Genomic DNA, 24192 nt, shown 5'->3' with positions numbered 1-24192 from the left:
GGGAAGCCGCTCGGGCAGTTGTCCACAGGCCGTTGTCCACAGGGGGAGACGGGCGCGGAACCCGGCGGTACCGTCAGGGCCAGTTGATGTTGGACGGCGCAGTACGAAGGCGGGGGAGGGCGTCCCATGGGCGAGATCCAGGCGGCGGTACCGGGGCAGCGAGGCACGGAGGGCGGGCGCGTTCCGCACGTGCCCGGGTTCGCCCGGCGGGCGGCCGCGGGGGCCACGGACTCCCCCAAGGAGCAGGGCAGGGCGCTGCGGGCGCGCGTCCCGCGCTCCGGGCACAGCATCCTGAACATCGCCGACGACCGGCCCGACGCCGTCCGGGCCGTCGAGGAGTCGAGCCGCGACCGCGTGCCGGAACTGGCGCCCATACGCGTCGGACGCATGGCCGCGAGCCCCTTCGCGTTCCTGCGCGGGGCCGCCGGGCTCATGGCTCACGACCTGGTCGGCTCCCCCGTCACCGGCGTCGCCGCGCAGATCTGCGGCGACGCGCACGCGGCGAACTTCGGCCTCTACGGTGACGCCCGCGGCCGGCTCGTCATCGACCTCAACGACTTCGACGAGACCGTCGTCGGCCCCTGGGAGTGGGACCTCAAGCGACTGGCCACCTCCCTGGTGCTCGCCGGACGGGAGACGGGCGCGAGCGAGGAGACCTGCCGGGCGGCGGCGTTCGACACCGTCGGCGCCTACCGGCGGACGATGCGGCTGCTGGCCAAGCTCCCGGCGCTCGACGCCTGGAACGCCATAGCCGACGAGGAGCTCGTCTCCCACACCGACGCCCGCGACCTGCTCGGCACCCTCGAAAGGGTCTCGGAGAAGGCCCGGAACAACACCAGCGCACGGTTCGCCGCGAAGTCGACCGAGTCCGTCAGCGGAGCCGACGGGGGAGGCCGGCGGTTCGTCGACGCCCCGCCGGTGCTGCGCCGGGTGCCCGACGAGGAGGCGGTGGCCGTCACCGCCGCGCTCGGCCCCTACCTGGAGACCGTCTCGGAGGACCGGCTGCCGCTGCTCGCGCGGTACGCGGTCCACGACGTCGCCTTCCGCGTCGTCGGCACCGGCAGCGTCGGCACCCGTTCGTACGTGGTGCTGCTGCTCGACCACCGGGGCGAGGCGCTTGTCCTGCAGGTGAAGGAGGCCCGGCCCTCGGCGCTGCTCCCCCATCTTCCGGCCGTCGGCTTCACCGTCCCGGACCCGGGGCACGAGGGGCGGCGCGTGGTGCTCGGGCAGAAGCGGATGCAGGTCGTCAGCGACATCCTGCTCGGCTGGACGACGGTGCAGGGGCGTCCCTTCCAGGTGCGCCAGTTCCGCAACCGCAAGGGCAGTGTCGACCCGGCCGCGCTCACCCCCGACCAGGTCGACGACTACGGCCGCATGACCGGCGCCCTGCTGGCCCGCGCCCACGCCCACAGCGCGGACCCGCGCCTGATAGCCGGCTACTGCGGCAAGAACGAGGAGTTCGACGAGGCCGTGGCGGCCTTCGCCGTCGCCTACGCGGACCGCACGACGGCGGACCACACGGACCTGGTGACGGCGGTCCGTAACGGCCGGACAGCGGCCGAGCTGGGAGTGTGACGGCTGACGCCTGCCCGACACCGGGCCGCCGTCGGCACGGGGAGAGGGGGCGGGGCGGGAGGGGGGAGGGGGAGGGCCCCCCGGGATCGTAGGCTGGTGGGGTGATGGACCGGAGCGAGGACGTGGGCGTGGACCAGGACGACCAGGACGTGGAACCGGGTGCCGGCGCGGGTGACGACGTCGGCGCGGAGCGGCCCGAGGCGCGGCTGGAGAAGGCCGTGCGCGTAGCCGAGCAGGCCCTGATCGAGTTCGAGATCGCGGTGGAGACCTTCCGCGTCGAGGTCGACAACTTCTCCCGGCTGCACCACCAGAAGCTGGGCCCCATGTACACGCGGCTCGACGAGCTGGACGCGCAGATCGCCGAGGCGCGGGCGGCCATCACCGGGGATCCGGAGGATCTGCGGCGGGCCGAGGAGGCGCGGGCCGTCGTGATGCCGATGCCGGGGGTCGAGGAGCTCTTCCACGACTGGATCGACTCCGACGGGCTCTCCCCCGAGGCCGCGGCCATGCTGACCGAGCAGCCGGTGCAGCCGCCCAAGCGGGTCCGGCCCGGTGAGGAGGCCCGCAAGCTGTACCGCGAGCTGGCCCGCCAGGCCCACCCGGACCTGGCGCGCGAGGAGGACGAGCGCAAGCGGCGCGAGGAGTTCATCACCCGCGTGAACGCGGCCTACGCCCGCGGTGACGCCGCGCTGCTGCGCGAGCTGTCCGCCGAGTGGGCAGCCGGCCCCGCTCCCGCGGAGGAGCGGCTCAGTGAGAGCGAGGAGCTGTACGCGCGCCTCGAGTGGCTCTCGCAGCGCAAGGAGCTGCTGACCCTGGTCGCGCGGGAGCTGGAGGAGAGCGCGATCGGCGCGATGCTGCGGATGGCGCCCGACGACCCCGACCGGCTTCTGGAGGAGATCGCCGAGCAGCTGCTCGCGCAGGTCTCCGAGCGTGAGGCGGAGCTCGCCACGCTGGTGCAGTAGGTTTTTTGGAAGAGCTCGGATTTCTTCGATCCTTCCGAGCGGTCCTGACGAGCGGTCCTGACGAGAGAAGGCCTGTCCCATGAATTTCGCCCCGCTGCCCTCGGTGGAAGCGGCCTCCGTGCCGGCCGATGCCCTGGTGCTGGATGTCCGGGAGGACAACGAGTGGGCGGCCGGTCACGTCAAGGACGCGGTGCACGTGCCGATGAGTGACTTCGTGGCGCGTTTCGGTGAGGTGACCGAGGCGGTGGCCGAGGGCGGCCGCGCGTATGTGATGTGCCGGGTCGGTGGCCGTTCGGCGCAGGTCACGCAGTATCTGGTGCAGCAGGGGATCGACGCGGTGAACATCGACGGCGGCATGCTCGCCTGGGACGGTGCCGGGCGGCCGGTCGTGACGGACGACGGCACGGCGGGCTTCGTCCTGTAGTCCTGCAGTCCTGTAGCCGGCCTCAGCCGAGGGGGTGGGCGGCCAGCAGGTCGCCGAGGGCCTCCTCGTGGGCGGCGGCCGGGCCGAGGGCGAGTTCGAGCTGCTTGGCCCAGGCGTGGTAGCGGTGCAGCGGGTAGTCGGTGTCGGCACCGAAGCCGCCGTGGAGGTGCTGGGCGGTCTGCACCACGCGCCGTACGCCTTCCGATGCCCAGGTCTTGGCGACGGCGATGTCCGCGGCGGGCGGCAGCGGTCCGCCGGCTCCGGTGCTGATGCGCCAGGCGGCCTGCCAGAGGGTGACCTCCATGGCGCGCAGGTCGATGTAGCGGTCGGCGGCCTGGACGGCGACGGCCTGGAAGGTGGCCACGGGGTGGCCGAACTGTTCGCGTTTGCCGGTGTACTGGCTCGTCATCGCGAGGACATTCTCGCCGAGGCCGAGGGCGAGGGCGCAGGTTCCGGTGGCGAGGACGCCGCGGAGCCAGTCCCAGGCGCCGTCGGTGTCGATGACGTCGGCGGCGGCGAGGCGTAGGGAGTCCAGGCGTAGTTCGGCGAGGAGTTCGCCGCTGGTGGAGTACTGCTCGGCCAGGATGAGGCCGGGGTGGGTGCGGGGGATCAGGGCGAGGACGGTCTGTCCTGCGCTGGTGTGGGCGGGGACGGCGATCCGGTCGGCGCCGTGGGCCCAGGGGACGGCGCTCTGGAGGCCGTCGAGGATCCAGTCGGTGCCGTCGCGGTGGGCGGTGACGGCGAGTTCGGCGGGGTCGTGGCCCGTGCGGCCGTTGGATGCGGCGGTGAGGACGAGTTCGCCGCGGCCGACGCGGGGCAGGAGTTCGGCTGCTGTGGCGTCGCCGGCGTAGCGCTGGATGGTCATGGCGACCGCGCTGGTCTCCAGGAGCGGTACGCGGGCGAGGACGCGGGCGGATTCGCGCAGGACGAGGCAGAGAGCGATGGTGTCGAGGCCCGCTCCGCCGTGTTCGGGGGCGAGGACGAGGCCGAGGAGGTCGGCGGCGGCGAGGCGGGACCAGAGCGGGCGGTCGAAGTCGTCGGCGACGGCTCCGGGGGTGAGCGCGGGGCTCGGTACGGCGTCGGGTGTGACGCCGGAGAAGACCGCCTTGGCCGCCTCGACGGCCGCCTGCTGTTCCTCGGTGAAGGTGAAGTCCACGGCCATGCCCTCCCGTTGCCCATCTGACGGACCGTCAAGATAGAACAGGTTCTAGGGGAAGGGAATGGCGCGGGGGCGGTCAGCGGTCGAAGTCCAGCTCCACTTCCGCGGTGGCCGGGTGGGACTGGCAGGCCAGGACGTATCCGGCCTCGGTCTCCTCCGGTTCGAGCGCGAAGTTGCGGTCCATCCGCACCTCGCCGCCGACGAGGAAGGCGCGGCAGGTGCCGCACACCCCGCCCTTGCAGGCGTAGGGGGCGTCGGCGCGGGCGCGGAGCACCGTTTCGAGCAGCGTCTCGCCTTCCTGGACGGGCCAGTTGCCGGACCGGCCGTGCAGGGTCGCCGTGAGCGTGGCGTGGACGGGGGCGTCGGCGCGGGGCGCGGGGGCGGGAGCCGAGCCGTCGTCGACGTGGAAGATCTCCTGGTGGATCCGGGAACGGTCGACGCCGAGTCCGCGCAGGGCGCGTTCGGCGGACTGGACGAGGCCGAAGGGGCCGCACAGGAACCAGCCGTCGATGTCGCCGACGGGCAGGAGCGCGGGGAGCAGGCCGGTCAGCCGCTCCTGGTCGAGGCGCCCGGACGGCAGGCCCGCCTGCTGTTCCTCGCGGGAGAGCACGGTGACGAGTTGGAAGCGGTCGGGGAAGCGGTCCTTGAGGTCGGCGACCTCGTCCACGAACATCGTGGAGGAGGCGGTGCGGTCGCTCCGGACGAGGCAGAACCGGGCCTGAGGTTCCTGGGCGAGCAGGGTCTCCGCCATCGACAGGACCGGGGTGATGCCGCTGCCGCCGACCACGGCGGCGAAGTGCCCGGGCCGGGGCGTCAGGGTGAAGCGGCCCATCGGCTCCATGACCTCGACGGTGTCGCCGACGGCCAGTTCCTTCAGTGCGTACGTGGAGAACTCGCCGCCGTCGACCAGCCGGATGCCGACCCGCAGGACGGGCTCCTGCCCGGCGGGGGCGGCGGCCGTGCAGATCGAGTACGTACGGCGGATCTCCTCGCCGTCGCGTGCGGTGCGGCGCAGGGCGAGGTGCTGGCCGGGGGTGTGGCGGTAGGCGTCGCGCAGTTCGGGTGGGACCGCGAAGGTGACGGCCACCGAGTCGTCCGTGAGCTGTTCGACCTCGCTCACCCGGAGCGGATGGAACCCGGCCCGTCCGGAGCCTGAGGACAGCATCTACAACTCCTTGAAGTGGTCGAACGGTTCGCGGCAGGCCGTGCAGCGGCGCAGTGCCTTGCACGCGGTGGAGGAGAACCGGCTGAGCAGTTCGGTCTCGGTGGAGCCGCAGTGCGGGCAGCGGATCGCCAGGGTGAGGGGGACGGGGCCGCCGGCCGGGCCCTGGGGGCGGGGCGGGGCGATGCCGAACTCGGCGAGCTTGCGGCGTCCTTCGTCGCTGATGTCGTCCGTCGACCAGGCGGGCGCGAGGACGGTGACGACGGAGACCTCGGGGACGCCGTGCTCGTGCAGGGCGCGCTCGATGTCCGAGGACATCGCCTCGATCGCCGGGCAGCCGGTGTACGTCGGCGTCAGCTCGACCTCGACACGGCCGGGGCCGAGGACCTGGACGCCGCGCAGGACGCCGAGCTCTTCGAGGGTGAGGACGGGCAGCTCGGGGTCGGGGACGGCGCCGGCGATCCGGCTCAGTTCCCGCTCCAGGTCCGTCATGGCGGTCACCATGTCGCCCCCGGGTGGCTGCGGTGCAGATGCTGCATCTCGGCGAGCATCCGTCCGAAGGACTCGGTGTGCAGGCCCTGCCGGCCGGCTCCCGCGCGCCAGGCGCCGGTCTGCGGCCCGCTCGGGACGGTGAGGGTGGCCCGTTCGAGGACGGCCGTGACCGAGTCGAGCCAGGCGCTCCGCAGGGCCTCGTGGTCCACGTCGAGGCCCGCGACGGGCTGGAACAGCTCGCCGGTGTAGCGCCAGAGGGCGTCGCAGGCGCGCTGCATGCGCTGGTGGCTCTCGGGGGTGCCGTCGCCGAGGCGCAGGGTCCAGTGCTCGGCGTGGTCCTGGTGGTAGGCGACTTCCTTGACGGCCTTCGCCGCGAGCCCGCTCAGCGGCCCGTTTTCGGCTGCCAGCTGTCCGTACAGGAGTCGCTGGTAGGTGGAGAAGTAGAGCTGGCGGGCGATGGTGTGGGCGAAGTCGCCGTTGGGCTGTTCGACGAGCTGGGTGTTGCGGAAGGCCCGCTCCTCGCGGAGGTAGGCCAGTTCGTCCTCGTCCCCGACGAGGGAGAGCAGGATGCGGGCCTGGCCGAGCAGGTCGAGCGCGATGTTGGCGAGGGCGACCTCCTCCTCCAGGACGGGGGCGTTGCCCGCCCACTCCCCCAGCCGGTGGGAGAGCACGAGGGCGTCGTCGCCAAGGGCCAGGGCGGCTTCGGTGATCGCGGCGGTGGTGTCGGCCGTGCCGGTGGTGGCGCTCACAGGTGCTTCACCCCCTCGGGGATCTCGTAGAAGGTCGGGTGGCGGTAGGGCTTGTCGGCCGACGGCTCGAAGAACGGGTCCTTCTCGTCGGGCGAGGAGGCGGTGATCGCGGCGGAGGGCACCACCCAGATCGAGACGCCTTCGTTGCGGCGGGTGTACAGGTCGCGGGCGTTGCGCAGCGCCATCTCTGCGTCCGGCGCGTGCAGGCTGCCGGCGTGGGTGTGGGACAGTCCGCGGCGCGAGCGCACGAACACCTCCCACAGCGGCCATCCGTCGGTGGTCATGCCCGTGCCTCCCCGTTCGTGTGCTGCTGTGCCGTCGTGTGCTTCTCGGCGTATGCCGCGGCTGCTTCCCTGACCCAGGCGCCGTCCTCGTGGGCCTGGCGGCGCCGGTCGAGCCGCTGCTCGTTGCAGGGGCCGTTGCCCTTGAGGACGTCCCAGAACTCGGCCCAGTCGATGGGGCCGAAGTCGTAGTGCCCGCGCTCCTCGTTCCACCGCAGGTCCGGGTCAGGGAGGGTGAGTCCGAGGGCTTCGGCCTGGGGGACGGCGATGTCGACGAAGCGCTGGCGCAGCTCGTCGTTGGAGTGCCGCTTGATCTTCCAGGCCATGGACTGGGCGGAGTGCGACGACTCGTCGTCCGGCGGGCCGAACATCATCAGCGAGGGCCACCACCAGCGGTCCACCGCGTCCTGGGCCATGGCGTGCTGCTCCTCGGTGCCCCGGGAGAGGGCGAGGAGCGCTTCGTACCCCTGCCGCTGGTGGAAGGACTCCTCCTTGCAGATACGGACCATCGCGCGGGCGTACGGACCGTAGGAGCAGCGGCAGAGCGGGACCTGGTTGGTGATGGCGGCGCCGTCGACGAGCCAGCCGATCGCGCCGACGTCGGCCCAGGTCAGCGTGGGGTAGTTGAAGATCGAGGAGTACTTCTGGCGGCCGGAGTGGAGCTTGTCGAGGAGCTCGTCGCGGCCGGTGCCGAGGGTCTCCGCCGCGCTGTACAGGTACAGGCCGTGGCCGGCCTCGTCCTGGACCTTGGCCATGAGGATCGCCTTGCGGCGCAGCGAGGGCGCGCGGGTGATCCAGTTGGCCTCGGGCTGCATGCCGATGATCTCGGAGTGGGCGTGCTGCGCTATCTGGCGGACGAGGGAGGCCCGGTAGGCGTCGGGCATCCAGTCGCGCGGCTCGATGCGCTCGTCGGCGGCGACGGCGGCGTCGAACACCGCCTCGTAGGCGGCCTGGGCCGCCGCGGTGGCCCTGTCGTCCCGCGCGTCCCGCGCGGCCGCCCCTGTGTCCTGTGCGCCCGCGGTCACTGCGGTCGCTGCCGTCCCTGCGGTCATCGCACTCCCTACCGACCGATCGTTCGGTTGAATGACTTCAATGGTCGGTCGACGGCCCGTATGGTGTCAACCCTGTGGATAACTAGAGGGTGGACCGATCGGGATCGGGGCGGGATGGAAGCGCACGACGACGCGGACGCACACGAGGAGCCCACCCTGCCCGCACCGGGGCCACGAGCGGGCGCCCATGGCACCGGGATCGCCTCGCTCTCCTTCCCGTACCAGGTCGTCGCCGCCGTCGCGCTCGCCGTCGTCGGAGTCCTCGCCTGCGTGCACCTCGCGATGGTGTTCCTGCACGTCGCGCCGTCGAACACGCTGACCAAGCGGCACGGCGAGGCGGTCGACGACTGGGTCTATCCCGAGTTCGAGCAGAACTGGAAGCTCTTCGCCCCCAACCCGCTCCAGCAGAATGTCGCCGTCCAGGTCCGGGCCGAGGTCGCGGGCGCCGACGGCTCGCGGCGCACGACCGGCTGGATCGATCTGACCGCGCAGGACACCGAGGCGATCCGCGGCAGCCTCGTGCCCAGCCACACCGAACAGAACGAGCTCCGCCGGGCGTGGGACTTCTATCTGAACTCCCACTCCGAGGATCATCGCCCCAACGGTCTGCGCGGCCGGCTCTCCGAGAGCTACGTCCGCCGGATCGTCATGCTCCGTCTCGACGGGCGGCCACTCGGCGGCGCGGTGGAGCGGATCCAGCTCCGCTCCACCGTGCGCACCGTTCCCGCCCCGTCGTGGAGCACCGAGAAGACCGGCACGGACCCTGTGCACCGGGAGTTCCCGTGGTGGAAGGTGAGCGCCGCCGATCTGCCGGGCGGGGCGCGGGACGATCGTACGGAGGCGGCCCGGTGAACCGGTCGACCGAGCAGCAGTCCGCCGGGAGCGCGGTCCCGGCGCCCCGGGAGCCGTTCGACCGGCGGCTCGCCCGGCGCGTGCAGCGGGTCACGGGCTCGGCCCTCGGCCCGTACCAGAGCGCGGTCGTCCGGATCGGCTTCTCCCTGACCTGGCTGCTCTTCCTGCTGCGCGAGCTGCCCCACCGGCATGAGCTCTACGGGCCGGACAGCCCCTGGTCGTGGGAGATGGGCCGGCAGCTGATCGCCGAGAACGAGGCGTTCACGGCTCTGATGTGGTCGGACGGCGGGTTCTGGTTCGAGACCGTGTACGCGCTCGCCGTGCTCTCCGCCGTCCTGCTGCTGCTCGGCTGGCGCACCCGCGCCATGTCGGTGGTCTTCATGGTCGGTGTGCTGTCCCTGCAGAATCGCTCCGTCTTCGTGGGTGACGGCGGGGACAACGTCGTCCACCTCGCCGCGATCTACCTCGTCCTGACCCGCTGCGGCCAGGTCTGGTCCCTGGACGCTCGCCGGGCCGCCCGCGAGGCACGTGCGGCGGAGGAGGGGCGGGCGCAGACCCGCCGCGATGTCGTCGGCCCGCCCCTGTGGACGGTCCTTGGCGGCTTCCTGCTCGCCGCCACGTACTTCGCCGGCACCACCGGCTCGATGTGGCTTCTGGTGCTGCTGTGGGTGCTGTGGCTGGCGCAGGCGCTGTGGTGGGCGGTGTGCCGCTACGCGCCGGGCGAGCCGCGCACCCTCCTCGACGTCCTCGCCAACCTCACCCACAACGCGGCCCTCGTCGTGATCATGGCCGAGGTCTGTCTTATCTACGCGACAGCCGGCTGGTACAAGATCCAGGGCTCGCGCTGGCAGGACGGCACCGCGCTCTACTACCCGCTCCAGCTGGACTACTTCACGCCCTGGCCCGCCCTGTCCGATCTGCTCGGCTCCAGCGGGGTGATGGTGATGGTGCTGACCTACGGCACCGTGCTGATCCAGGTCGCCTTCCCGTTCACCCTGTTCAACCGCAAGGTCAAGAACGTCCTGCTGGTCGCGATGATGCTGGAGCACGCCGGCATCGCCGTCCTCCTCGGACTGCCGCTGTTCTCGCTCGCGATGATCTCTGCGGACGCGGTGTTCCTGCCGACGGCGTTCCTGGTGTGGCTGGGCGCGCGGGGGGCGCGCGGCAGGGACCGGCTGCTGTCCCGGCCGCGCGGCGAGCTGCCCGAGCAGCGCCGTACGGGTGAGGAACCCGCCCCCCGTACCCTCGTGGGGTGAGCACCGCTGAACAGTCCGAGCCGATCCAGTACGACGACGGGTACGCCCCCGAGGTCGGCGTGGGGCCGCATCCGCTGCCCTGGCCGGAGGGCGAGCGCTACGACCCCGAGCTGCTCGCCGGCGGGGACCGGCGCAATGTCGTCGACCGGTACCGGTACTGGACGCGGGAGGCGATCGTCGCCGACCTGGACACCCGGCGCCACGACTTCCATGTCGCGGTCGAGAACTGGGGCCACGATTTCAACATCGGGTCGGTGGTGCGGACCGCCAACGCCTTCCTGGCGAAGGAGATCCACATCGTCGGGCGGCGGCGCTGGAACCGGCGCGGGGCGATGGTCACCGACCGCTACCAGCATGTGCGCCACCACCCGGACACCGAGTCGCTGACGGCGTGGGCGGCGGCCGAGGGCGTGCCGATCATCGGGATCGACAATCTGCCGGGCGCGGTGCCGCTGGAGCGTACCGTCCTGCCGCGGCGCTGTGTGCTGCTCTTCGGGCAGGAGGGGCCGGGCCTCACCGAGGAGGCCCGCAAGCACGCGGAGATGGTCTGCTCGATCGCCCAGTTCGGCTCCACCCGGTCGATCAACGCCGGGGCCGCGGCGGCGATCGCGATGCACGCGTGGGTGCAGCGGTACGCCGAGATCACCCCGGGCGCGTGAGCGGAGGCCTCGCGGAGGCCCCGTAGGGCCCCCGCGAGCACCGGGGGTCACGCCTGGCGGCGGACCTCCACCACCCGGAAGCGGTTGGCGACGAACGCTCCGTCGCACAGTGCCGCGTTCGCGGCCGGGTTTCCGCCGGAGCCGTGGAAGTCGGAGAACGCCGCCGTCTGGTTGACGTACACCCCGCCCGTCAGGTTCAGCGAGAGCTGGGCCGACTCCTCCAGGCAGACCTCCTCGATGGCGCGCTCGGTCTCGGCCGAGGTGGTGTACGCCCCGACCGTCATCGCGCCCTTCTCGCGGACCGTGCGCCGCAGCAGCTCCAGCGCGTCGGCGGTCGAGTCGACGGAGACGGCGAAGGACACCGGCCCGAAGCACTCGGAGAAGTACGCGGCGTCCGCGTCCGGCTTGGTGCCGTCCAGCTTGACGATGACCGGTGTACGGACGACGGCGTCGGGGAAGTCCGGGTTCGCCACCTCGCGGGAGGCCAGGGCCACCTCGCCGAGGCCCGCGGCGGCCTCCAGGCGCGCCTTCACGTCCGGGTTGACCAGGGCGCCGAGCAGGGCGTTCGCCCGGGCGTCGTCGCCCAGCAGCCCGCCGACCGCCGCGGCGAGATCGGCGACCACCTCGTCGTACGACTTGGGGCCGGCGTCGGTGGTGATGCCGTCGCGGGGGATCAGCAGGTTCTGCGGGGTGGTGCACATCTGGCCGCTGTAGAGCGACAGGGAGAACGCCAGGTTGGAGAGCATCCCCTTGTAGTCGTCGGTGGAGTCGACGACGACCGTGTTGACGCCGGCCTTCTCCGTGTAGACCTGCGCCTGGCGGGCGTTGGCCTCCAGCCAGTCGCCGAAGGCGGTGGAGCCGGTGTAGTCGATGATCCGGATCTCGGGGCGGACGGCCAGGGTCTTGGCGATGCCCTCCCCGGGCCGGTCGACGGCGAGCGCGACCAGGTTCGGGTCGAAGCCGGTCTCGGCGAGGACCTCGCGGGCGACGCGGACGGTGAGCGCCAGCGGGAGGACGGCGCGCGGGTGCGGCTTGACCAGGACGGGGTTGCCGGTGGCGAGGGAGGCGAAGAGGCCGGGGTAGCCGTTCCACGTCGGGAAGGTGTTGCAGCCGATGACCAGCGCGATGCCGCGGGCGACGGGGGTGAACTCCTTGGTCAGCTCCAGCGGGTCGCGCTTGCCCTGGGGCTTGGACCAGTGGGCGGCGCTGCCGGGGGTGCGGGTCTGCTCGGCGTAGGCGTAGGCCACCGCTTCCAGACCGCGGTCCTGGGCGTGCGGTCCGCCGGCCTGGAGCGCCATCATGAACGCCTGGCCGCTGGTGTGCATGACGGCGTGCGCGAACTCGTGGGTGCGGGCGGAGATCCGGGCGAGGATCTCCATACAGACCAGGGCGCGGACCTCGGGGCCGGCGTCGCGCCAGGCACTCATGCCGGCGCGCATCGCGGGCAGCAGGACGTCGATGTCGGCGTGCGGGTACTCGATGCCGAGGGCCGGGCCGTACGGCGAGATCTCGTCACCGGTCCAGCCGTCCGTGCCGGGCTGGTCCAGCTCGAAGCGGGTGTTCAGGAGCGCCTTGTACGCCTCGAGGCCGGCGGCGGCGTCCAGCGAGCCGTTCTCGCCGTAGGCCTTGGCGTGCTCGGGGTGGGGCGACCAGTAGGCACGGGTGCGGATGGTGTCGAGAGCCTGGTCGAGTGTGGACCGGTGCTTCTCGGCCAGGGCGTCGGTGGTCAGCTGAGCGGTGGCCATTGCAGGACCAACTCCTCGTCGAGCTGGGCAGTGAGTGACTGACAGAGTTAGAGTAACCGAACGATCGGTCGGGACAAGGGGGTCTGTCGAAGCTGTGGACAACCCATCGGGGAGGATCAGTCGTATGACCGCCAATATGAGCGACTCCGCGCCGGACGCCAGGCCTGACGCCGGACCGGCCGCGGCGCCGGATTCCGGTGCCGGAGCCCTCGACCGGAGCCGTACCGTCGCCGTCGTCGGCACGGGGACCATGGGCCAGGGAATCGCCCAGGTCGCCCTGGTTGCCGGACATCCCGTACGGCTCTACGACAGTGCCCCCGGCCGGGCCGAGGAGGCCGTGGCGGCGCTCTCCGCCCGCCTGGACCGCCTGGTCGAGAAGGGGCGGATGGACGGTGCCGCGCGCGAGGCCGCCGTGGCTCGGTTGCACGCCGCCGCCGAGTTGACGGATCTGGCCGACGCCGCGCTGGTCGTCGAGGCGATCGTCGAGCAACTCCCGGTCAAGCGGCAGCTCTTCGCCGAGCTGGAGAAGATCGTCGGCGACGACACGCTGCTCGCCACGAACACCTCCTCCCTCTCCGTCACCGCGATCGCGGGAGGGCTCCGGCTGCCCGGCCGGTTCGTCGGACTGCACTTCTTCAACCCGGCGCCGGTGCTGCCGCTCGTCGAGGTCGTCAGCGGCTTCGCCACCGACGAATCGGCCGCCACGCGCGCGTACGAGACCGTGAAGAGCTGGGGGAAGACACCGGTGCGCTGCGCCGACACCCCCGGCTTCATCGTGAACCGGATCGCCCGGCCCTTCTACGCGGAGGCGCTGCGGGTGTACGAGGAGGGCGCGGCCGACCCCGCCACCATCGACGCCGCCCTGCGCGAGTGCGGCGGCTTCCGCATGGGCCCCTTCGAGCTGACCGATCTCATCGGCCAGGACGTGAACGAGGCCGTCACCCGGTCCGTCTGGGACTCCTTCCACCAGGACCCCAAGTTCACTCCCTCGCTGGCGCAGCGGCGGCTGGTGGAGTCGGGGCGGCTCGGCCGCAAGTCGGGGCACGGCTGGTTCCCGTACGGGGAGGGCGCGGCGGCCCCCGAGCCGCACACGGCGCCGCCGGCGGAGGCTCCGGGCAGGATCGTCGTCCGCGGCGACCTCGGCCCCGCCGAACCGCTCGTGGGCCTCTTCGAGGAGGCCGGGATCGCGGTGCGGCGCAAGCGGGGCGACGGACAGATCCTGCTCCCCGGAGGTGGCCGGCTGAGCCTCGCGGACGGCGAGACCTCCTTCGAGTACTGGAACGACGAGGTCATCTACTTCGACCTCGCGCTCGACTACGCGCGCGCGAGCCGGATCGTCCTGTCCACCCGGGAGGGGATGGCCCCCGAGGTCCTCGCGGAAGCGGTGGGGCTCTTCCAGGCGCTCGGCAAGCAGGTGTCCGTGGTCGGTGACGTGCCCGGCATGATCGTGGCCCGTACGGTCGCGATGCTGGCGGATCTCGCGGCCGACGCCGTCGACCGGGGGGTCGCGACCGCCGAGGACGTGGACACGGCGATGCGGCTCGGGGTCAACTACCCGGCCGGGCCGCTGGAGTGGGGCGGGAAGGTGGGGTACCGGCGGGTGTGCTCCCTGCTCAGGGCGCTGGAGGAACGCTATCCGGCGGGCAGGTACGCGCCGAGCCTCGCCCTCGTCCGCCGGGGCTATGCCGAGGAAGCGGAGGACGCCCGATGACCACCGCGAAGCGCGACACGTACACCCCCGAGACGCTGCTCTCCGTCGCCGTGGGCGTCTTCAACGAGCGCGGCTACGACGGCACGTCCATGGAGCACCTCTCCAAGGCCGCCGGGATCTCCAAGTCCTCGATCTATCACCATGTCGCGGGCAAGGAGGAGCTGCTGCGGCGGGCGGTCAGCCGTGCGCTCGACGGGCTCTTCGGGATCCTGGACGAGCCGGGCGCGGGGCGCGGCCGGGCCATCGAGCGGGTCGAGTACGTCACGCGGCGCACCGTCGAGGTGCTGATAGCCGAGCTTCCGTACGTGACGCTGCTGCTGCGTGTCCGGGGCAACACCGGCACCGAGCGCTGGGCGATGGAGCGCCGCAGGGAGTTCGACCACAAGGTGGCGGAGCTGCTGAAGGGGGCGGTGGCCGACGGGGACCTGCGGGCCGATGTGGACATAAAGCTCGCCACCCGGCTGCTCTTCGGCATGATCAACTCGCTGGTGGAGTGGTACCGGCCGCTGCCGGGCGCTCACGCCGAGCGGGAGCAGCTCGCGGACACCGTGGTCCACCTCGCCTTCGACGGGCTGCGGACGGCCCGCTGAGCGGACCGTCGGCAGGACCCGTCGCACGACCGTCGGCGGGCTGTCAGTGGTGCGGATCGAGGTCTGTCTCCTCGAAGACCAGCAGCGTGCGGGTGGAGAGCACCTCGGGGATCGACTGGAGCTTGGTGAGCACCAGCTCGCGCAGCGTCCGGTTGTCGGGCGTGTGGACCAGCAGGAGGACGTCGAAGTCCCCGCTGACCAGGGCGATGTGCGCGGCGCCCGGGAGGGCCTGGAGCTGCTCGCGCACGGTGCGCCAGGAGTTCTGGACGATCTTGAGCGTGATGTAGGCCGAGGCGCCGTGTCCCGCGCGCTCGTGGTTGACCCGGGCGCTGAAGCCGCGGATCACCCCGTCGTCGATCAGCCGGTTGATCCGCGCGTAGGCATTGGCCCGGGACACATGGACCCGCTCGGCCACGGAACGTACCGACGCGCGACCGTCCGTCTGCAGGATGCGCAGGATGTCGCGGTCGATCGCGTCGAGCGGGCGGGCCGGTGGGCCCTGCTGTGCTCCGGCCTGTGTTCCGGCCGGACTCTGGGCCAGGACCTGCTCCCAGTCGTCGGCCATTTGTTCATCCGCCATGTCCCCCCGCCTCTCATCCATGGACGACATGTCTCTATCCCAGGCTGTGGAGAACCGATTGTCCACAGGCTGAGGGTGCCTGTAGCCAAAATGCCTCCACGACCGAACAATCGGTAGGTGAGGCGCGCCACACTCGCGCCACCCGCCTTCGGGTCTTATGCCCGCTCCCACGAGGAGGTGGACTCGTTGCAACAGCGCAGTTCGACAGTCCAAGAGCCGCCCGGTGCCGCTGCCCCTGCCTACCGGCCCACCCCGCCCCCGGCGTGGAAGCCGCGCACGGACCCGGCCCCGCTGCTGCCCGACGCCGAGCCGTTCCGTGTCCTCGGCACGGACGCGGTCGCCCACACCGACCCCGAGCTGCTGCGGCGGCTCTACGCGGAGCTGGTGCGCGGCCGTCGGTACAACGCGCAGGCCACGGCGCTCACCAAGCAGGGCCGGCTGGCCGTGTACCCGTCGACGACCGGCCAGGAGGCCTGCGAGGTCGCGGCCGCGCTGGCCCTGGAGGACCGGGACTGGCTCTTCCCCTCGTACCGCGACACCCTCGCGGCCGTCGCCCGCGGCCTGGACCCGGTCCAGGCGCTGACGCTGCTGCGAGGCGACTGGCACACCGGCTACGACCCGCGTGAGCACCGCATAGCGCCGCTGAGCACCCCGCTCGCCACCCAGCTGCCGCACGCGGTGGGACTGGCCCACGCGGCCCGGCTCAAGGGCGACGACGTGGTCGCGCTCGCCATGGTCGGCGACGGCGGCACCAGCGAGGGCGACTTCCACGAGGCGCTGAACTTCGCGGCCGTCTGGCAGGCCCCAGTGGTCTTCCTGGTGCAGAACAACGGCTTCGCGATCTCCGTGCCGCTCGCCAAGCAGACCGCGGCCCCCTCGCTGGCCCACAAGGCCGTCGGGTACGGCATGCCGGGCCGGCTCGTCGACGGCAACGACGCGGTCGCCGTCCACCAGGTGCTGACCGAGGCCGTGGCACGCGCGCGGCGCGGCGGCGGACCGACGCTGGTCGAGGCCGTCACGTACCGCATCGACGCTCACACCAACGCCGACGACGCGACCCGCTACCGCGGGGACAGCGAGGTCGAGACCTGGCGGGCGCACGACCCGATCCTGATCCTGGAGCGGGAGCTGACGGAGCGCGGCGTGCTCGACGAGGACGGGAAGCGGGCGGCGGCCGAGGCCGCCGAGACGATGGCGGCGGCGCTGCGCGAGCGGATGAACGCCGACCCGGTGCTCGACCCGATGGACCTGTTCGCGCACGTCTACGCGGAGCAGACGGCGCAGTTGCGCGAGCAGGCGGCGCAGCTGCGCGCCGAGCTCGACGCCGAGAGCGAGGCGTGATGACGACCAAGGCCCCCGCCAAGACCGCGGCCAAGCCCGCCACCATGGCGCAGGCCCTTCAGCGGGCGATGCGGGACGCGATGGCCGAGGACCCGACCGTCCATGTGATGGGCGAGGACGTCGGCACGCTCGGCGGTGTCTTCCGGGTCACGGACGGCCTTGCCAAGGAGTTCGGCGAGGACCGCTGTACGGACACCCCGCTGGCCGAGGCCGGCATCCTCGGCACGGCCGTCGGCATGGCGATGTATGGGCTGCGGCCGGTCGTCGAGATGCAGTTCGACGCCTTCGCCTACCCGGCGTTCGAGCAGCTGATCAGCCATGTGTCCCGGATGCGGAACCGCACGCGGGGCGCGATGCCGATGCCGCTGGTGATCCGGGTGCCGTACGGCGGCGGGATCGGCGGCGTGGAGCACCACAGCGACTCCTCCGAGGCGTACTACATGGCGACGCCGGGGCTCCATGTCGTCACCCCGGCCACGGTCGAGGACGCGTACGGGCTGCTGCGGGCGGCGATCGCCTCCGACGACCCGGTCGTCTTCCTGGAGCCCAAGCGGCTGTACTGGTCGAAGTCCGACTGGTCGCCCGAGGCGCCGGCGGCGGTGGAGCCGATCGGCAGGGCCGTGGTGCGGCGCAGCGGCCGCAGCGCGACGCTGATCACGTACGGGCCGTCCGTGCCGGTCTGTCTGGAGGCGGCGGAGGCCGCTCAGGCCGAGGGCTGGGACCTGGAGGTGGTCGATCTGCGCTCGCTGGTGCCGTTCGACGACGAGACGGTCTGCGCGTCGGTGCGGCGCACCGGGCGGGCGATCGTGGTGCACGAGTCGGCCGGGTTCGGCGGGCCGGGCGGGGAGATCGCCGCGCGGGTGACCGAGCGCTGCTTCCACCACCTGGAGGCGCCGGTCCTGCGGGTCGCCGGGTTCGACATCCCCTATCCGCCGCCGATGCTGGAGCGGCACCACCTGCCGGGCGTGGACCGCGTGCTCGACGCGGTGGCGCGGCTCCAGTGGGAGGCGGGGAACTGATGGCCCAGGTGCTCGAGTTCAAGCTGCCCGACCTCGGCGAGGGGCTCACCGAGGCGGAGATCGTGCGCTGGCTGGTGAACGTGGGCGACGTCGTCGCCATCGACCAGCCGGTCGTCGAGGTGGAGACCGCCAAGGCGATGGTGGAGGTGCCGTGCCCCTACGGGGGTGTGGTGACCGCCCGCTTCGGCGAGGAGGGCACGGAACTGCCGGTCGGCGCGCCGCTGCTGACCGTCGCGGTGGGGGGAGCGGATCCGTCCGCGGCAGTGCCCGCTGCCGCGAACGCCGAGTCGGCCGATTCCTCGGAGGGCTCCGGCAACGTGCTCGTCGGGTACGGCACGGCGGGACCGGCGGCCAGGCGCCGCCGGGTGCGCCGCGAGAGCCCGGCGGCGTCGGCGGCTCCTGTGGCGGCTCCGGCCGCTCCGGTCGCGCAGGAGCCTGTGGCCCCTGAAGGACCGGTGCCGGTGATCTCGCCGCTCGTGCGGAAGCTCGCCCGGGACAAGGGGCTGGATCTGCGGGAGGTGCGGGGGTCCGGCCCGGCGGGGCTGATCCTGCGCGCCGACGTGGAGTCGGCCCTGGCCGCCGCCGAGACGGCCGCCGCTGTACGTCCGGCTCCGGCCGCCGCCCCGACGACGCCCTCGGCCGTCGTCGCTGCCGGCGAGCGTGTGCCGCTGCGCGGAGTGCGGGGCGCCGTCGCCGACAAGCTCTCGCGCAGCCGTACGGAGATCCCGGACGCGACCTGCTGGGTGGACGCCGATGCGACGGAGCTCATGGCGGCGCGGGCCGCGATGAACGCGGCGGGCGGGCCGAAGATCTCGCTGCTGGCGCTGCTCGCCCGGATCTGCACCCATGCGCTCGCCCGCTATCCGGAGCTCAACTCCACGGTGGACATGGCGGCCAGGGAGATCGTGCGGCTGCCGTCCGTGCACCTCGGGTTCGCGGCGCAGACCGAGCGCGGTCTGGTCGTCCCGGTGGTCCGGGACGCGGGCACGCGGACGGCGGAATCGCTGACGGAGGAGTTCGCGCGGCTGACGGAGTCCGCGCGGAAGGGGACGCTGACGCCGGCGGACCTGACCGGTGGGACGTTCACGCTGAACAACTACGGGGTGTTCGGGGTCGACGGCTCCACGCCGATCATCAACCACCCGGAGGCGGCGATGCTCGGGGTGGGCCGGATCATCCCCAAGCCGTGGGTCCACGAGGGCGAACTGGCGGTCCGCAAGGTCGTCCAGCTGTCGCTGACCTTCGATCACCGGGTCTGCGACGGAGGCACGGCGGGCGGCTTCCTCCGCTACGTCGCGGACTGCGTCGAACACCCCACGGTCCTGCTCCGCACGCTCTGACCCCGGGCGGGCCGCCGTCTGGGCCCGCCCGGTGTCTTCGTACGTGAGACGGCGGGGATCTTCGGGGTCGTACCGTGCGACGGCGGACCATACTGCTGGGGTGACGACCTCGTATGACGCCATCGTGCTCGCCGGTGGAGCCGCCAAGCGGCTCGGCGGCGTGGACAAGCCCGCGGTGCGGGTCGGCGGGCGGGCGCTCCTCGACCGGGTGCTCGCCGGCTGCCGGGGTGCCGGGCGCACCGTGGTCGTCGGTGGGCGGCGGGAGACCGTGCGCCCCGTGGTGTGGGCCAGGGAGGAGCCGCCCGGCGGGGGACCGCTGGCCGCCCTCGACGCCGGGGTGCGCGAGGCCGGGGCCGGTGCGGTGCTCGTCCTCTCCGCCGACCTGCCGTTCCTCGACGAAGGGACCGGCCGCCGGCTCCTGGACGCCCTGGCCGCCGCGCCCGAGGCCGATGCGGCCCTCCTGGTCGACGCCGAGGGCCGGGACCAGCCGCTCGTCGCCGCCTACCGCACCGAGGCCCTCCGCCGTGAGCTGGCTCTTGTCGCCGACGCCCACGGCACCCTCTCCGGCCTCCCGCTGCGTCTGCTCACCAAGGAACTCCGCGTCGTCCGGGTCGCCGCGGAGCCCCTCGCCTCCTTCGACTGCGACACCTGGGAGGACATCGCCGCGGCCCGGGCCCGGATCAGGGAGCATGGGAACGTGCTGGACGAATGGATCACCGCAGTCAAGGACGAACTGGGCATCGAGATCGACGTCGACACCGGCGTGCTCCTCGATCTGGCCCGGGACGCCGCCCATGGGGTCGCGCGCCCCGCCGCGCCGCTGACCACGTTCCTGGTCGGGTACGCGGCGGCGCAGGCGGCCGGTGCCGACGGCGGGCCCGAGGCGGTCGCGGAGGCCGCCCGCAAGGCCGCCGCCCTCGCCAACCGCTGGGCCGCCGAGGCGGAGCGGGACGAGGCCGGATGACCCCGCAGGAGCGCGCAGCCGAGGCCGGGGCCGACACCGACACCGGTGTCGGCAGCGACACCGGCACCAGCCCGGGCCCCGGCCCCGACACCGTCACCAGCCCGGGCCCCGGCCCCGACACCGTCACCGGCCAGGCCACCGGCCCTGGGCCCGTCCCCGGCCCAAGCCCCGGCCCGACCCCCAGCCCCGCCCCCCGCCCCGACGACGACGGTGTGGACGAGGTCATCGCCCTCGTCGCCCCGCCGCGAGGCGGCGCGAAGCCGCGGTCCGCCGAACCCCATCGCGCCACCCCCTGGCCCGCCGCGCGGGCCGTGGCTGCCCGCGCCGGGGCTGCCGTCGGGGCGGCGCGCGAGTCCCTTCGTACGCCTCTCGGACGGGCGATGGGCCATGTGCTCGCCGAACCGCTCCGCGCGCTCACCGATCTGCCGTCCTTCGACACCTCGGCCATGGACGGCTGGGCGGTCGCCGGGCCCGGCCCCTGGGAGATCCGTACGGAGGAGGCCGTCCTCGCCGGCCATGCCCCCGCCTCCCCGCTGGCCGACGGCACCGCCGTACGGATCGCCACCGGAGCCCGCGTGCCGCCCGAGACGACGGCAGTCATCCGCAGCGAGCACGCCCGCACCGACGCCGGCCATCTGCATGCCCGGCGCGAGGTCGTGCCCGGCCAGGACATCCGCCCCCGGGGCCAGGAATGCCGCGCCGGCGACCGGCTGCTGCCCGCCGGGACGCGGGTGACCCCCGCCGTCCTCGGCCTCGCCGCCGCGGCCGGGTACGACGAGCTGCCGACCCTGGACCGCCCCCGGGTGGAGGTCCTCGTCCTCGGCGACGAGCTCCTGACCTCCGGACTCCCCCACGACGGGCTGATCCGGGACGCCCTCGGCCCCATGCTCGGCCCGTGGCTGAACGCGCTCGGCGCCGAGGTGCTCGCCACCCGCCGGATCGGCGACGACGCCGACGCCCTGGCGGCGGCCCTCACCGGCTCCCCCGCCGACCTGGTGATCACCACCGGTGGCACGGCCGCGGGCCCCGTCGACCATGTCCACCCCGTGCTCGCCAAGGTGGGCGCCACCCTCCTCGTCGACGGGGTGAAGGTCCGCCCCGGCCATCCCATGCTGCTCGCGCGCCTCGACGCGGGCCGGCATCTGGTCGGGCTGCCCGGCAACCCGCTCGCCGCCGTCTCGGGCCTGCTCACCCTGGCCGAGCCGCTGCTCCGCGCCCTCGCGGGCGCCCCGCTCCCGCCGCCGTACCAGGTGCCCCTCGGCGACGAGGTGCAAGGCCATCCGTTCGACACCCGGCTCGTCCCGGTCGTCCACCGCGGCGACCAGGTCGTACCGCTGCGCTACCACGGCCCCGCGATGCTCCGTGGAATCGCGGCGGCGGACGGAATGGCCGTCGTCCCGCCCGGCGGCGCCCGCCCGGGCGACGCGCTGGAGATCCTCGACCTCCCCTGGCCGGGCGGCCTCGGGACGGAACGGGCCGGCAGCGCGGACGGAGGGTGTTTCACGTGAAACTTCCCAGCCGTGACGTCATGGCCCGTCAGGCGGAGGAGAAGGCGTCCCCCTCCCGGATCCGGATGCCGCGTCGCGTCGTCCAGAAGCCCCTGCGGCAGGTGACGAAGCGGTTGTTGATGGCCCTCGGTGTGCTGGCCCTGACGACGCTCATCGTCTACGCCGATCGCGACGGCTATCACGACAGCGCCAACGGGACCCTCGACTTCCTCGACTGCGCCTACTACGCGACCGTCACCCTCTCCACCACGGGGTACGGCGACATCGTCCCGTCTAGCGACCCGGCGCGGCTCATCAACATCCTGGTGATCACGCCACTGCGCGTGCTCTTTCTGATCATCCTGGTCGGCACCACTCTCGAGGTCCTCACCGAACGGACCCGGGAGGAGTGGCGGCTGAACCGCTGGAGGTCCACCTTGCGCGACCACACCGTCGTCGTCGGCTTCGGCACCAAGGGCCGCTCGGCGATCCAGACGCTCTGCGCGACGGGGCTGCCGAAGGACCAGATCGTCATCGTCGACCCGTCCAGCAAGGTCATCGAGACGGCGAGCGCGGACGGTTTCGTCGGGGTGATCGGCGACGCGACCCGCAGCGATGTGCTCCTCCGCGCCGAGGTGCAGAAGGCCCGTCAGATCATCATCGCCACCCAGCGCGACGACACCGCCGTCCTGGTGGCGCTCACCGCCCGCCAGCTCAACAAGGGCGCGAAGATCGTCGCCGCCGTGCGCGAGGAGGAGAACGCGCCGCTGCTGCGCCAGTCCGGCGCGGACGCCGTCATCACCAGCGCCAGCGCGGCCGGCCGGCTGCTCGGGCTCTCCGTGCTCAGCCCCAGCGCCGGCAAGCTGATGGAGGACCTGATCCAGCAGGGCACGGGCCTCGATCTGGTGGAGCGGCCGGTCACCAAGGCCGAGGCGGGCAAGAGCGTGCGGGAGACCGAGGACCTGGTGGTCAGCGTGTTGCGCGGGCACCGGCTGCTCGGTTACGACGATCCGGCCGCCAGCCCGCTGCAGTTGACGGACCGGGTGATCACGATCGTGCGCGCGGTGCCCGTCACCCCGCTCACGACACCTCCCGAGTAGCCTCGCCGCCATGCATGCGATCACGATTCCGGAACCCGGTGGTCCCGAAGCCCTCGTCTGGGCCGAGGTGCCCGATCCCGTGCCCGCCGAGGGCGAGGTCCTCGTCGAGGTGGTGGCGAGCGCCGTCAACCGTGCCGATCTGCTCCAGCGCCAGGGCTTCTACGACCCTCCGCCGGGCACGTCTCCGTACCCCGGTCTCGAATGCTCGGGCCGGATCGCCGCGCTGGGCCCGGGCGTCTCCGGCTGGTCGGTCGGGGACGAGGTGTGCGCACTCCTTGTGGGCGGCGGTTACGCGGAGAAGGTCGTCGTGCCGGTCGGCCAGCTGCTGCCGGTACCGGAGGGGGTGGACCTCGTGACGGCCGCGGCGCTGCCCGAGGCGACTTGCACGGTCTGGTCGAACGTCTTCATGGTCGCCCATCTGCGGCCCGGCGAGACGCTGTTGGTGCACGGCGGCGCCAGCGGCATCGGCACGATGGCGATCCAGCTCGCCAAGGCGGTCGGCGCGAAGGTCGCGGTCACCGCCGGCGGGCCGGAGAAGCTGGCGCGCTGCGCCGAGCTGGGCGCGGACATCCTGATCGACTACCGCGAGCAGGACTTCGTCGAGGAGCTGGGCAAGGCCACGGACGGCGCCGGCGCGGACGTGATCCTCGACATCGTCGGAGCGAAGTACCTGGAACGCAATGTGAAGGCCCTCGCGGTCAACGGCCGGCTGGCCGTCATCGGCCTGCAGGGCGGGGTGAAGGGCGAGTTGAACCTCGGGGCGCTGCTCCGCAAGCGTGCCGCGATCACGGGAACCACGCTGCGTGCCCGCCCGCTGCACGAGAAGACAGCCATCGTCGCCGCGGTGCGCGAGCACGTCTGGCCGCTGATCGACTCCGGCACGGTACGCGCCGTCGTCGACCGTACGGTGGCCATGGCGGACGCCGCCGAGGCGCACCGGGCCCTGGACTCGGGGACCCACGTCGGCAAGGTCCTGCTGCTGGCCCCGTCGGCAGCCTGACCCCGCACACCCGAAAGGGCCCGGCACACCCATGGTGTGCCGGGCCCTCGTACGACGCCGAAGGCCTACAGGTACGGGCCCGAGCGGATCGCGTGCCCGCGCCCGCCCTCGTCGTCATCGTCGGTCGGCGCACCCGGAGGCAACGCCCGGCGCATCTGCTCCAGTTGGGCGCGGGCCGCCATCTGCTGGGCGAACAGCGCCGTCTGGATGCCGTGGAAGAGGCCTTCGAGCCAGCCCACCAACTGGGCCTGCGCGATCCGCAGTTCCGCCTCGGAGGGGATCGCCTCGTCGGTGAACGGCAGGGAGAGCCGCTCCAGTTCCTCGACCAGCTCGGGCGCGAGCCCGTCCTCCAGCTCCTTCACCGAGCTGTGGTGGATCTCCTTGAGCCTGACCCGGCTGGCCTCGTCGAGAGGTGCCGCGCGTACTTCCTCCAGCAGCTGCTTGATCATGCTGCCGATCCGCATGACCTTCGCAGGCTGCTCGACCATTTCCGTCACCGGGACCTCGCGGGATTCGTCGTCACCCTGAGTGCCGCCGAGTGCCATCCCGTCCTGTCCCACGATGAGGACCTGGGGAGTCTTCTCCTGCGACCGTTCATTCCTCGGCATCTCCATGCCGCCATTCTCTCGCACACGTGCCTCACCACACGGTGTGCCCCCGGAGGAGGGTGATCCACCCTTCTCCGGGGGCAC

At 72.7% G+C, this 24192-nt stretch carries 24 protein-coding genes; 15 read left to right on the top strand and 9 right to left on the bottom strand.

The window, feature by feature from the left end; genetic code table 11:
- The first annotated feature begins 126 nt into the window (after window positions 1-126).
- From ACZ4VI_RS15370 to ACZ4VI_RS15360, 3 genes are all read left to right on the top strand, one after another.
- Window positions 127-1575: a DUF2252 domain-containing protein gene (locus tag ACZ4VI_RS15370; protein ID WP_467999708.1), complete on the top strand. Its 1449-nt coding sequence runs from the start codon at window positions 127-129 to the stop codon at window positions 1573-1575.
- Between the two features lie 104 nt (window positions 1576-1679).
- Entirely contained in the window at window positions 1680-2537 is an 858-nt protein-coding gene (locus ACZ4VI_RS15365; RefSeq protein ID WP_467999977.1) for a hypothetical protein, read from the top strand.
- Between the two features lie 79 nt (window positions 2538-2616).
- Complete coding sequence (locus ACZ4VI_RS15360; RefSeq protein WP_467999707.1) at window positions 2617-2961, top strand: rhodanese-like domain-containing protein; 345 nt, start codon at window positions 2617-2619, stop codon at window positions 2959-2961.
- 22 nt (window positions 2962-2983) lie between these two features.
- Here the strand turns inward: ACZ4VI_RS15360 and ACZ4VI_RS15355 are convergent, their stop codons facing one another.
- The 6 genes from ACZ4VI_RS15355 to paaA form a co-directional block, all read right to left on the bottom strand.
- Window positions 2984-4117, bottom strand: a complete 1134-nt coding sequence (locus tag ACZ4VI_RS15355; RefSeq protein ID WP_467999976.1) for an acyl-CoA dehydrogenase family protein — start codon at window positions 4115-4117, stop codon at window positions 2984-2986.
- A gap of 79 nt (window positions 4118-4196) precedes the next feature.
- Window positions 4197-5285, bottom strand: a complete 1089-nt coding sequence (locus ACZ4VI_RS15350) for a 2Fe-2S iron-sulfur cluster-binding protein (RefSeq protein ID WP_467999706.1) — start codon at window positions 5283-5285, stop codon at window positions 4197-4199.
- Window positions 5286-5786, bottom strand: coding sequence for a 1,2-phenylacetyl-CoA epoxidase subunit PaaD (gene paaD, locus ACZ4VI_RS15345; protein ID WP_467999705.1), 501 nt, complete (start codon window positions 5784-5786; stop codon window positions 5286-5288).
- A complete protein-coding gene (gene paaC / locus ACZ4VI_RS15340) occupies window positions 5780-6523 on the bottom strand; it encodes a 1,2-phenylacetyl-CoA epoxidase subunit PaaC (protein ID WP_467999704.1) in 744 nt (247 codons plus the stop codon). Before paaC ends, paaD begins: the two co-directional genes overlap by 7 nt.
- Window positions 6520-6807: a 1,2-phenylacetyl-CoA epoxidase subunit PaaB gene (gene paaB, locus ACZ4VI_RS15335; protein WP_260228409.1), complete on the bottom strand. Its 288-nt coding sequence runs from the start codon at window positions 6805-6807 to the stop codon at window positions 6520-6522. The genes paaC and paaB overlap by 4 nt, the downstream gene beginning before the upstream one ends.
- Window positions 6804-7856 carry a 1,2-phenylacetyl-CoA epoxidase subunit PaaA gene (gene paaA, locus ACZ4VI_RS15330; protein WP_467999703.1) on the bottom strand — a complete coding sequence of 351 codons (1053 nt, stop codon included), beginning with the start codon at window positions 7854-7856 and terminating at the stop codon, window positions 6804-6806. Before paaA ends, paaB begins: the two co-directional genes overlap by 4 nt.
- Before the next feature lie 114 nt (window positions 7857-7970).
- Between paaA and ACZ4VI_RS15325 the strand changes: the two genes are divergently transcribed.
- Genes ACZ4VI_RS15325 through ACZ4VI_RS15315 form a run of 3 tightly spaced genes read left to right on the top strand, consistent with a single transcriptional unit; the run spans window position 7971 to window position 10623 of the window.
- Window positions 7971-8708: a DUF5819 family protein gene (locus tag ACZ4VI_RS15325; RefSeq protein WP_467999702.1), complete on the top strand. Its 738-nt coding sequence runs from the start codon at window positions 7971-7973 to the stop codon at window positions 8706-8708.
- On the top strand, window positions 8705-9964 hold the full coding sequence (locus ACZ4VI_RS15320) for an HTTM domain-containing protein (RefSeq protein ID WP_467999701.1): 1260 nt from the start codon (window positions 8705-8707) through the stop codon (window positions 9962-9964). Before ACZ4VI_RS15325 ends, ACZ4VI_RS15320 begins: the two co-directional genes overlap by 4 nt.
- Window positions 9961-10623 (top strand): TrmH family RNA methyltransferase, encoded by a 663-nt coding sequence (locus ACZ4VI_RS15315; RefSeq protein ID WP_467999700.1) that lies wholly within the window; start codon window positions 9961-9963, stop codon window positions 10621-10623. The genes ACZ4VI_RS15320 and ACZ4VI_RS15315 overlap by 4 nt, the downstream gene beginning before the upstream one ends.
- A 47-nt stretch (window positions 10624-10670) precedes the next feature.
- Here ACZ4VI_RS15315 and paaN read toward each other — a convergent pair whose 3' ends face one another.
- Window positions 10671-12368, bottom strand: a complete 1698-nt coding sequence (paaN, locus tag ACZ4VI_RS15310; RefSeq protein ID WP_467999699.1) for a phenylacetic acid degradation protein PaaN — start codon at window positions 12366-12368, stop codon at window positions 10671-10673.
- 124 nt (window positions 12369-12492) lie between these two features.
- On the opposite strand from paaN, the gene ACZ4VI_RS15305 reads away from it, so the two are divergent.
- A complete protein-coding gene (locus ACZ4VI_RS15305) occupies window positions 12493-14079 on the top strand; it encodes a 3-hydroxyacyl-CoA dehydrogenase (protein WP_467999698.1) in 1587 nt (528 codons plus the stop codon).
- Window positions 14076-14669 (top strand): TetR/AcrR family transcriptional regulator, encoded by a 594-nt coding sequence (locus tag ACZ4VI_RS15300; RefSeq protein WP_467999697.1) that lies wholly within the window; start codon window positions 14076-14078, stop codon window positions 14667-14669. The genes ACZ4VI_RS15305 and ACZ4VI_RS15300 overlap by 4 nt, the downstream gene beginning before the upstream one ends.
- Before the next feature lie 43 nt (window positions 14670-14712).
- On the opposite strand, the gene ACZ4VI_RS15295 is transcribed toward ACZ4VI_RS15300, so the two are convergent.
- Window positions 14713-15249, bottom strand: coding sequence for an Lrp/AsnC family transcriptional regulator (locus ACZ4VI_RS15295; RefSeq protein WP_467999696.1), 537 nt, complete (start codon window positions 15247-15249; stop codon window positions 14713-14715).
- A gap of 177 nt (window positions 15250-15426) precedes the next feature.
- On the opposite strand from ACZ4VI_RS15295, the gene pdhA reads away from it, so the two are divergent.
- The 7 genes from pdhA to ACZ4VI_RS15260 all read left to right on the top strand — a co-directional run bounded on the left by pdhA (window position 15427) and on the right by ACZ4VI_RS15260 (window position 23500).
- Entirely contained in the window at window positions 15427-16590 is a 1164-nt protein-coding gene (gene pdhA, locus ACZ4VI_RS15290; protein WP_467999695.1) for a pyruvate dehydrogenase (acetyl-transferring) E1 component subunit alpha, read from the top strand.
- Complete coding sequence (locus ACZ4VI_RS15285) at window positions 16590-17609, top strand: alpha-ketoacid dehydrogenase subunit beta (RefSeq protein ID WP_467999694.1); 1020 nt, start codon at window positions 16590-16592, stop codon at window positions 17607-17609. Before pdhA ends, ACZ4VI_RS15285 begins: the two co-directional genes overlap by 1 nt.
- A complete protein-coding gene (locus tag ACZ4VI_RS15280; protein WP_467999693.1) occupies window positions 17609-18949 on the top strand; it encodes a dihydrolipoamide acetyltransferase family protein in 1341 nt (446 codons plus the stop codon). The genes ACZ4VI_RS15285 and ACZ4VI_RS15280 overlap by 1 nt, the downstream gene beginning before the upstream one ends.
- 100 nt (window positions 18950-19049) lie before the next feature.
- Window positions 19050-19913, top strand: a complete 864-nt coding sequence (locus tag ACZ4VI_RS15275) for an NTP transferase domain-containing protein (protein ID WP_467999692.1) — start codon at window positions 19050-19052, stop codon at window positions 19911-19913.
- A complete protein-coding gene (locus ACZ4VI_RS15270; protein WP_467999691.1) occupies window positions 19910-21421 on the top strand; it encodes a molybdopterin molybdotransferase MoeA in 1512 nt (503 codons plus the stop codon). Before ACZ4VI_RS15275 ends, ACZ4VI_RS15270 begins: the two co-directional genes overlap by 4 nt.
- A gap of 20 nt (window positions 21422-21441) precedes the next feature.
- The gene (locus ACZ4VI_RS15265) at window positions 21442-22500 is read left to right on the top strand and encodes a potassium channel family protein (protein WP_467999975.1); all 1059 of its coding nucleotides are present in this window, start codon (window positions 21442-21444) and stop codon (window positions 22498-22500) included.
- A 10-nt stretch (window positions 22501-22510) separates the two neighbouring features.
- The gene (locus ACZ4VI_RS15260; protein ID WP_467999690.1) at window positions 22511-23500 is read left to right on the top strand and encodes an NAD(P)H-quinone oxidoreductase; all 990 of its coding nucleotides are present in this window, start codon (window positions 22511-22513) and stop codon (window positions 23498-23500) included.
- A gap of 65 nt (window positions 23501-23565) precedes the next feature.
- Here the strand turns inward: ACZ4VI_RS15260 and ACZ4VI_RS15255 are convergent, their stop codons facing one another.
- Window positions 23566-24114 carry a bacterial proteasome activator family protein gene (locus ACZ4VI_RS15255; protein ID WP_467999689.1) on the bottom strand — a complete coding sequence of 183 codons (549 nt, stop codon included), beginning with the start codon at window positions 24112-24114 and terminating at the stop codon, window positions 23566-23568.
- Between the last annotated feature and the right edge of the window lie 78 nt (window positions 24115-24192).

Source organism: Streptomyces sp. NPDC029169, from assembly GCF_055563935.1.
This window is presented reverse-complemented; position numbering and strand designations above follow the sequence as displayed.

Excerpts from the sequence above, each read along its gene's own strand:
- ACZ4VI_RS15370 (WP_467999708.1), top strand. The coding sequence starts at position 127 with ATGGGCGAGATCCAGGCGGCGGTACCGGGGCAGCGAGGCACGGAGGGC.
- ACZ4VI_RS15365 (WP_467999977.1), top strand. The coding sequence starts at position 1,680 with ATGGACCGGAGCGAGGACGTGGGCGTGGACCAGGACGACCAGGACGTG.
- ACZ4VI_RS15360 (WP_467999707.1), top strand. The coding sequence starts at position 2,617 with ATGAATTTCGCCCCGCTGCCCTCGGTGGAAGCGGCCTCCGTGCCGGCC.
- ACZ4VI_RS15350 (WP_467999706.1), bottom strand. The coding sequence starts at position 5,285 with ATGCTGTCCTCAGGCTCCGGACGGGCCGGGTTCCATCCGCTCCGGGTG.
- paaD (WP_467999705.1), bottom strand. The coding sequence starts at position 5,786 with ATGGTGACCGCCATGACGGACCTGGAGCGGGAACTGAGCCGGATCGCC.
- paaB (WP_260228409.1), bottom strand. The coding sequence starts at position 6,807 with ATGACCACCGACGGATGGCCGCTGTGGGAGGTGTTCGTGCGCTCGCGC.
- paaA (WP_467999703.1), bottom strand. The coding sequence starts at position 7,856 with ATGACCGCAGGGACGGCAGCGACCGCAGTGACCGCGGGCGCACAGGAC.
- ACZ4VI_RS15325 (WP_467999702.1), top strand. The coding sequence starts at position 7,971 with ATGGAAGCGCACGACGACGCGGACGCACACGAGGAGCCCACCCTGCCC.
- paaN (WP_467999699.1), bottom strand. The coding sequence starts at position 12,368 with ATGGCCACCGCTCAGCTGACCACCGACGCCCTGGCCGAGAAGCACCGG.
- ACZ4VI_RS15305 (WP_467999698.1), top strand. The coding sequence starts at position 12,493 with ATGACCGCCAATATGAGCGACTCCGCGCCGGACGCCAGGCCTGACGCC.
- ACZ4VI_RS15300 (WP_467999697.1), top strand. The coding sequence starts at position 14,076 with ATGACCACCGCGAAGCGCGACACGTACACCCCCGAGACGCTGCTCTCC.
- ACZ4VI_RS15295 (WP_467999696.1), bottom strand. The coding sequence starts at position 15,249 with ATGGCGGATGAACAAATGGCCGACGACTGGGAGCAGGTCCTGGCCCAG.
- ACZ4VI_RS15285 (WP_467999694.1), top strand. The coding sequence starts at position 16,590 with ATGACGACCAAGGCCCCCGCCAAGACCGCGGCCAAGCCCGCCACCATG.
- ACZ4VI_RS15280 (WP_467999693.1), top strand. The coding sequence starts at position 17,609 with ATGGCCCAGGTGCTCGAGTTCAAGCTGCCCGACCTCGGCGAGGGGCTC.
- ACZ4VI_RS15270 (WP_467999691.1), top strand. The coding sequence starts at position 19,910 with ATGACCCCGCAGGAGCGCGCAGCCGAGGCCGGGGCCGACACCGACACC.
- ACZ4VI_RS15265 (WP_467999975.1), top strand. The coding sequence starts at position 21,442 with ATGGCCCGTCAGGCGGAGGAGAAGGCGTCCCCCTCCCGGATCCGGATG.
- ACZ4VI_RS15260 (WP_467999690.1), top strand. The coding sequence starts at position 22,511 with ATGCATGCGATCACGATTCCGGAACCCGGTGGTCCCGAAGCCCTCGTC.
- ACZ4VI_RS15255 (WP_467999689.1), bottom strand. The coding sequence starts at position 24,114 with ATGGAGATGCCGAGGAATGAACGGTCGCAGGAGAAGACTCCCCAGGTC.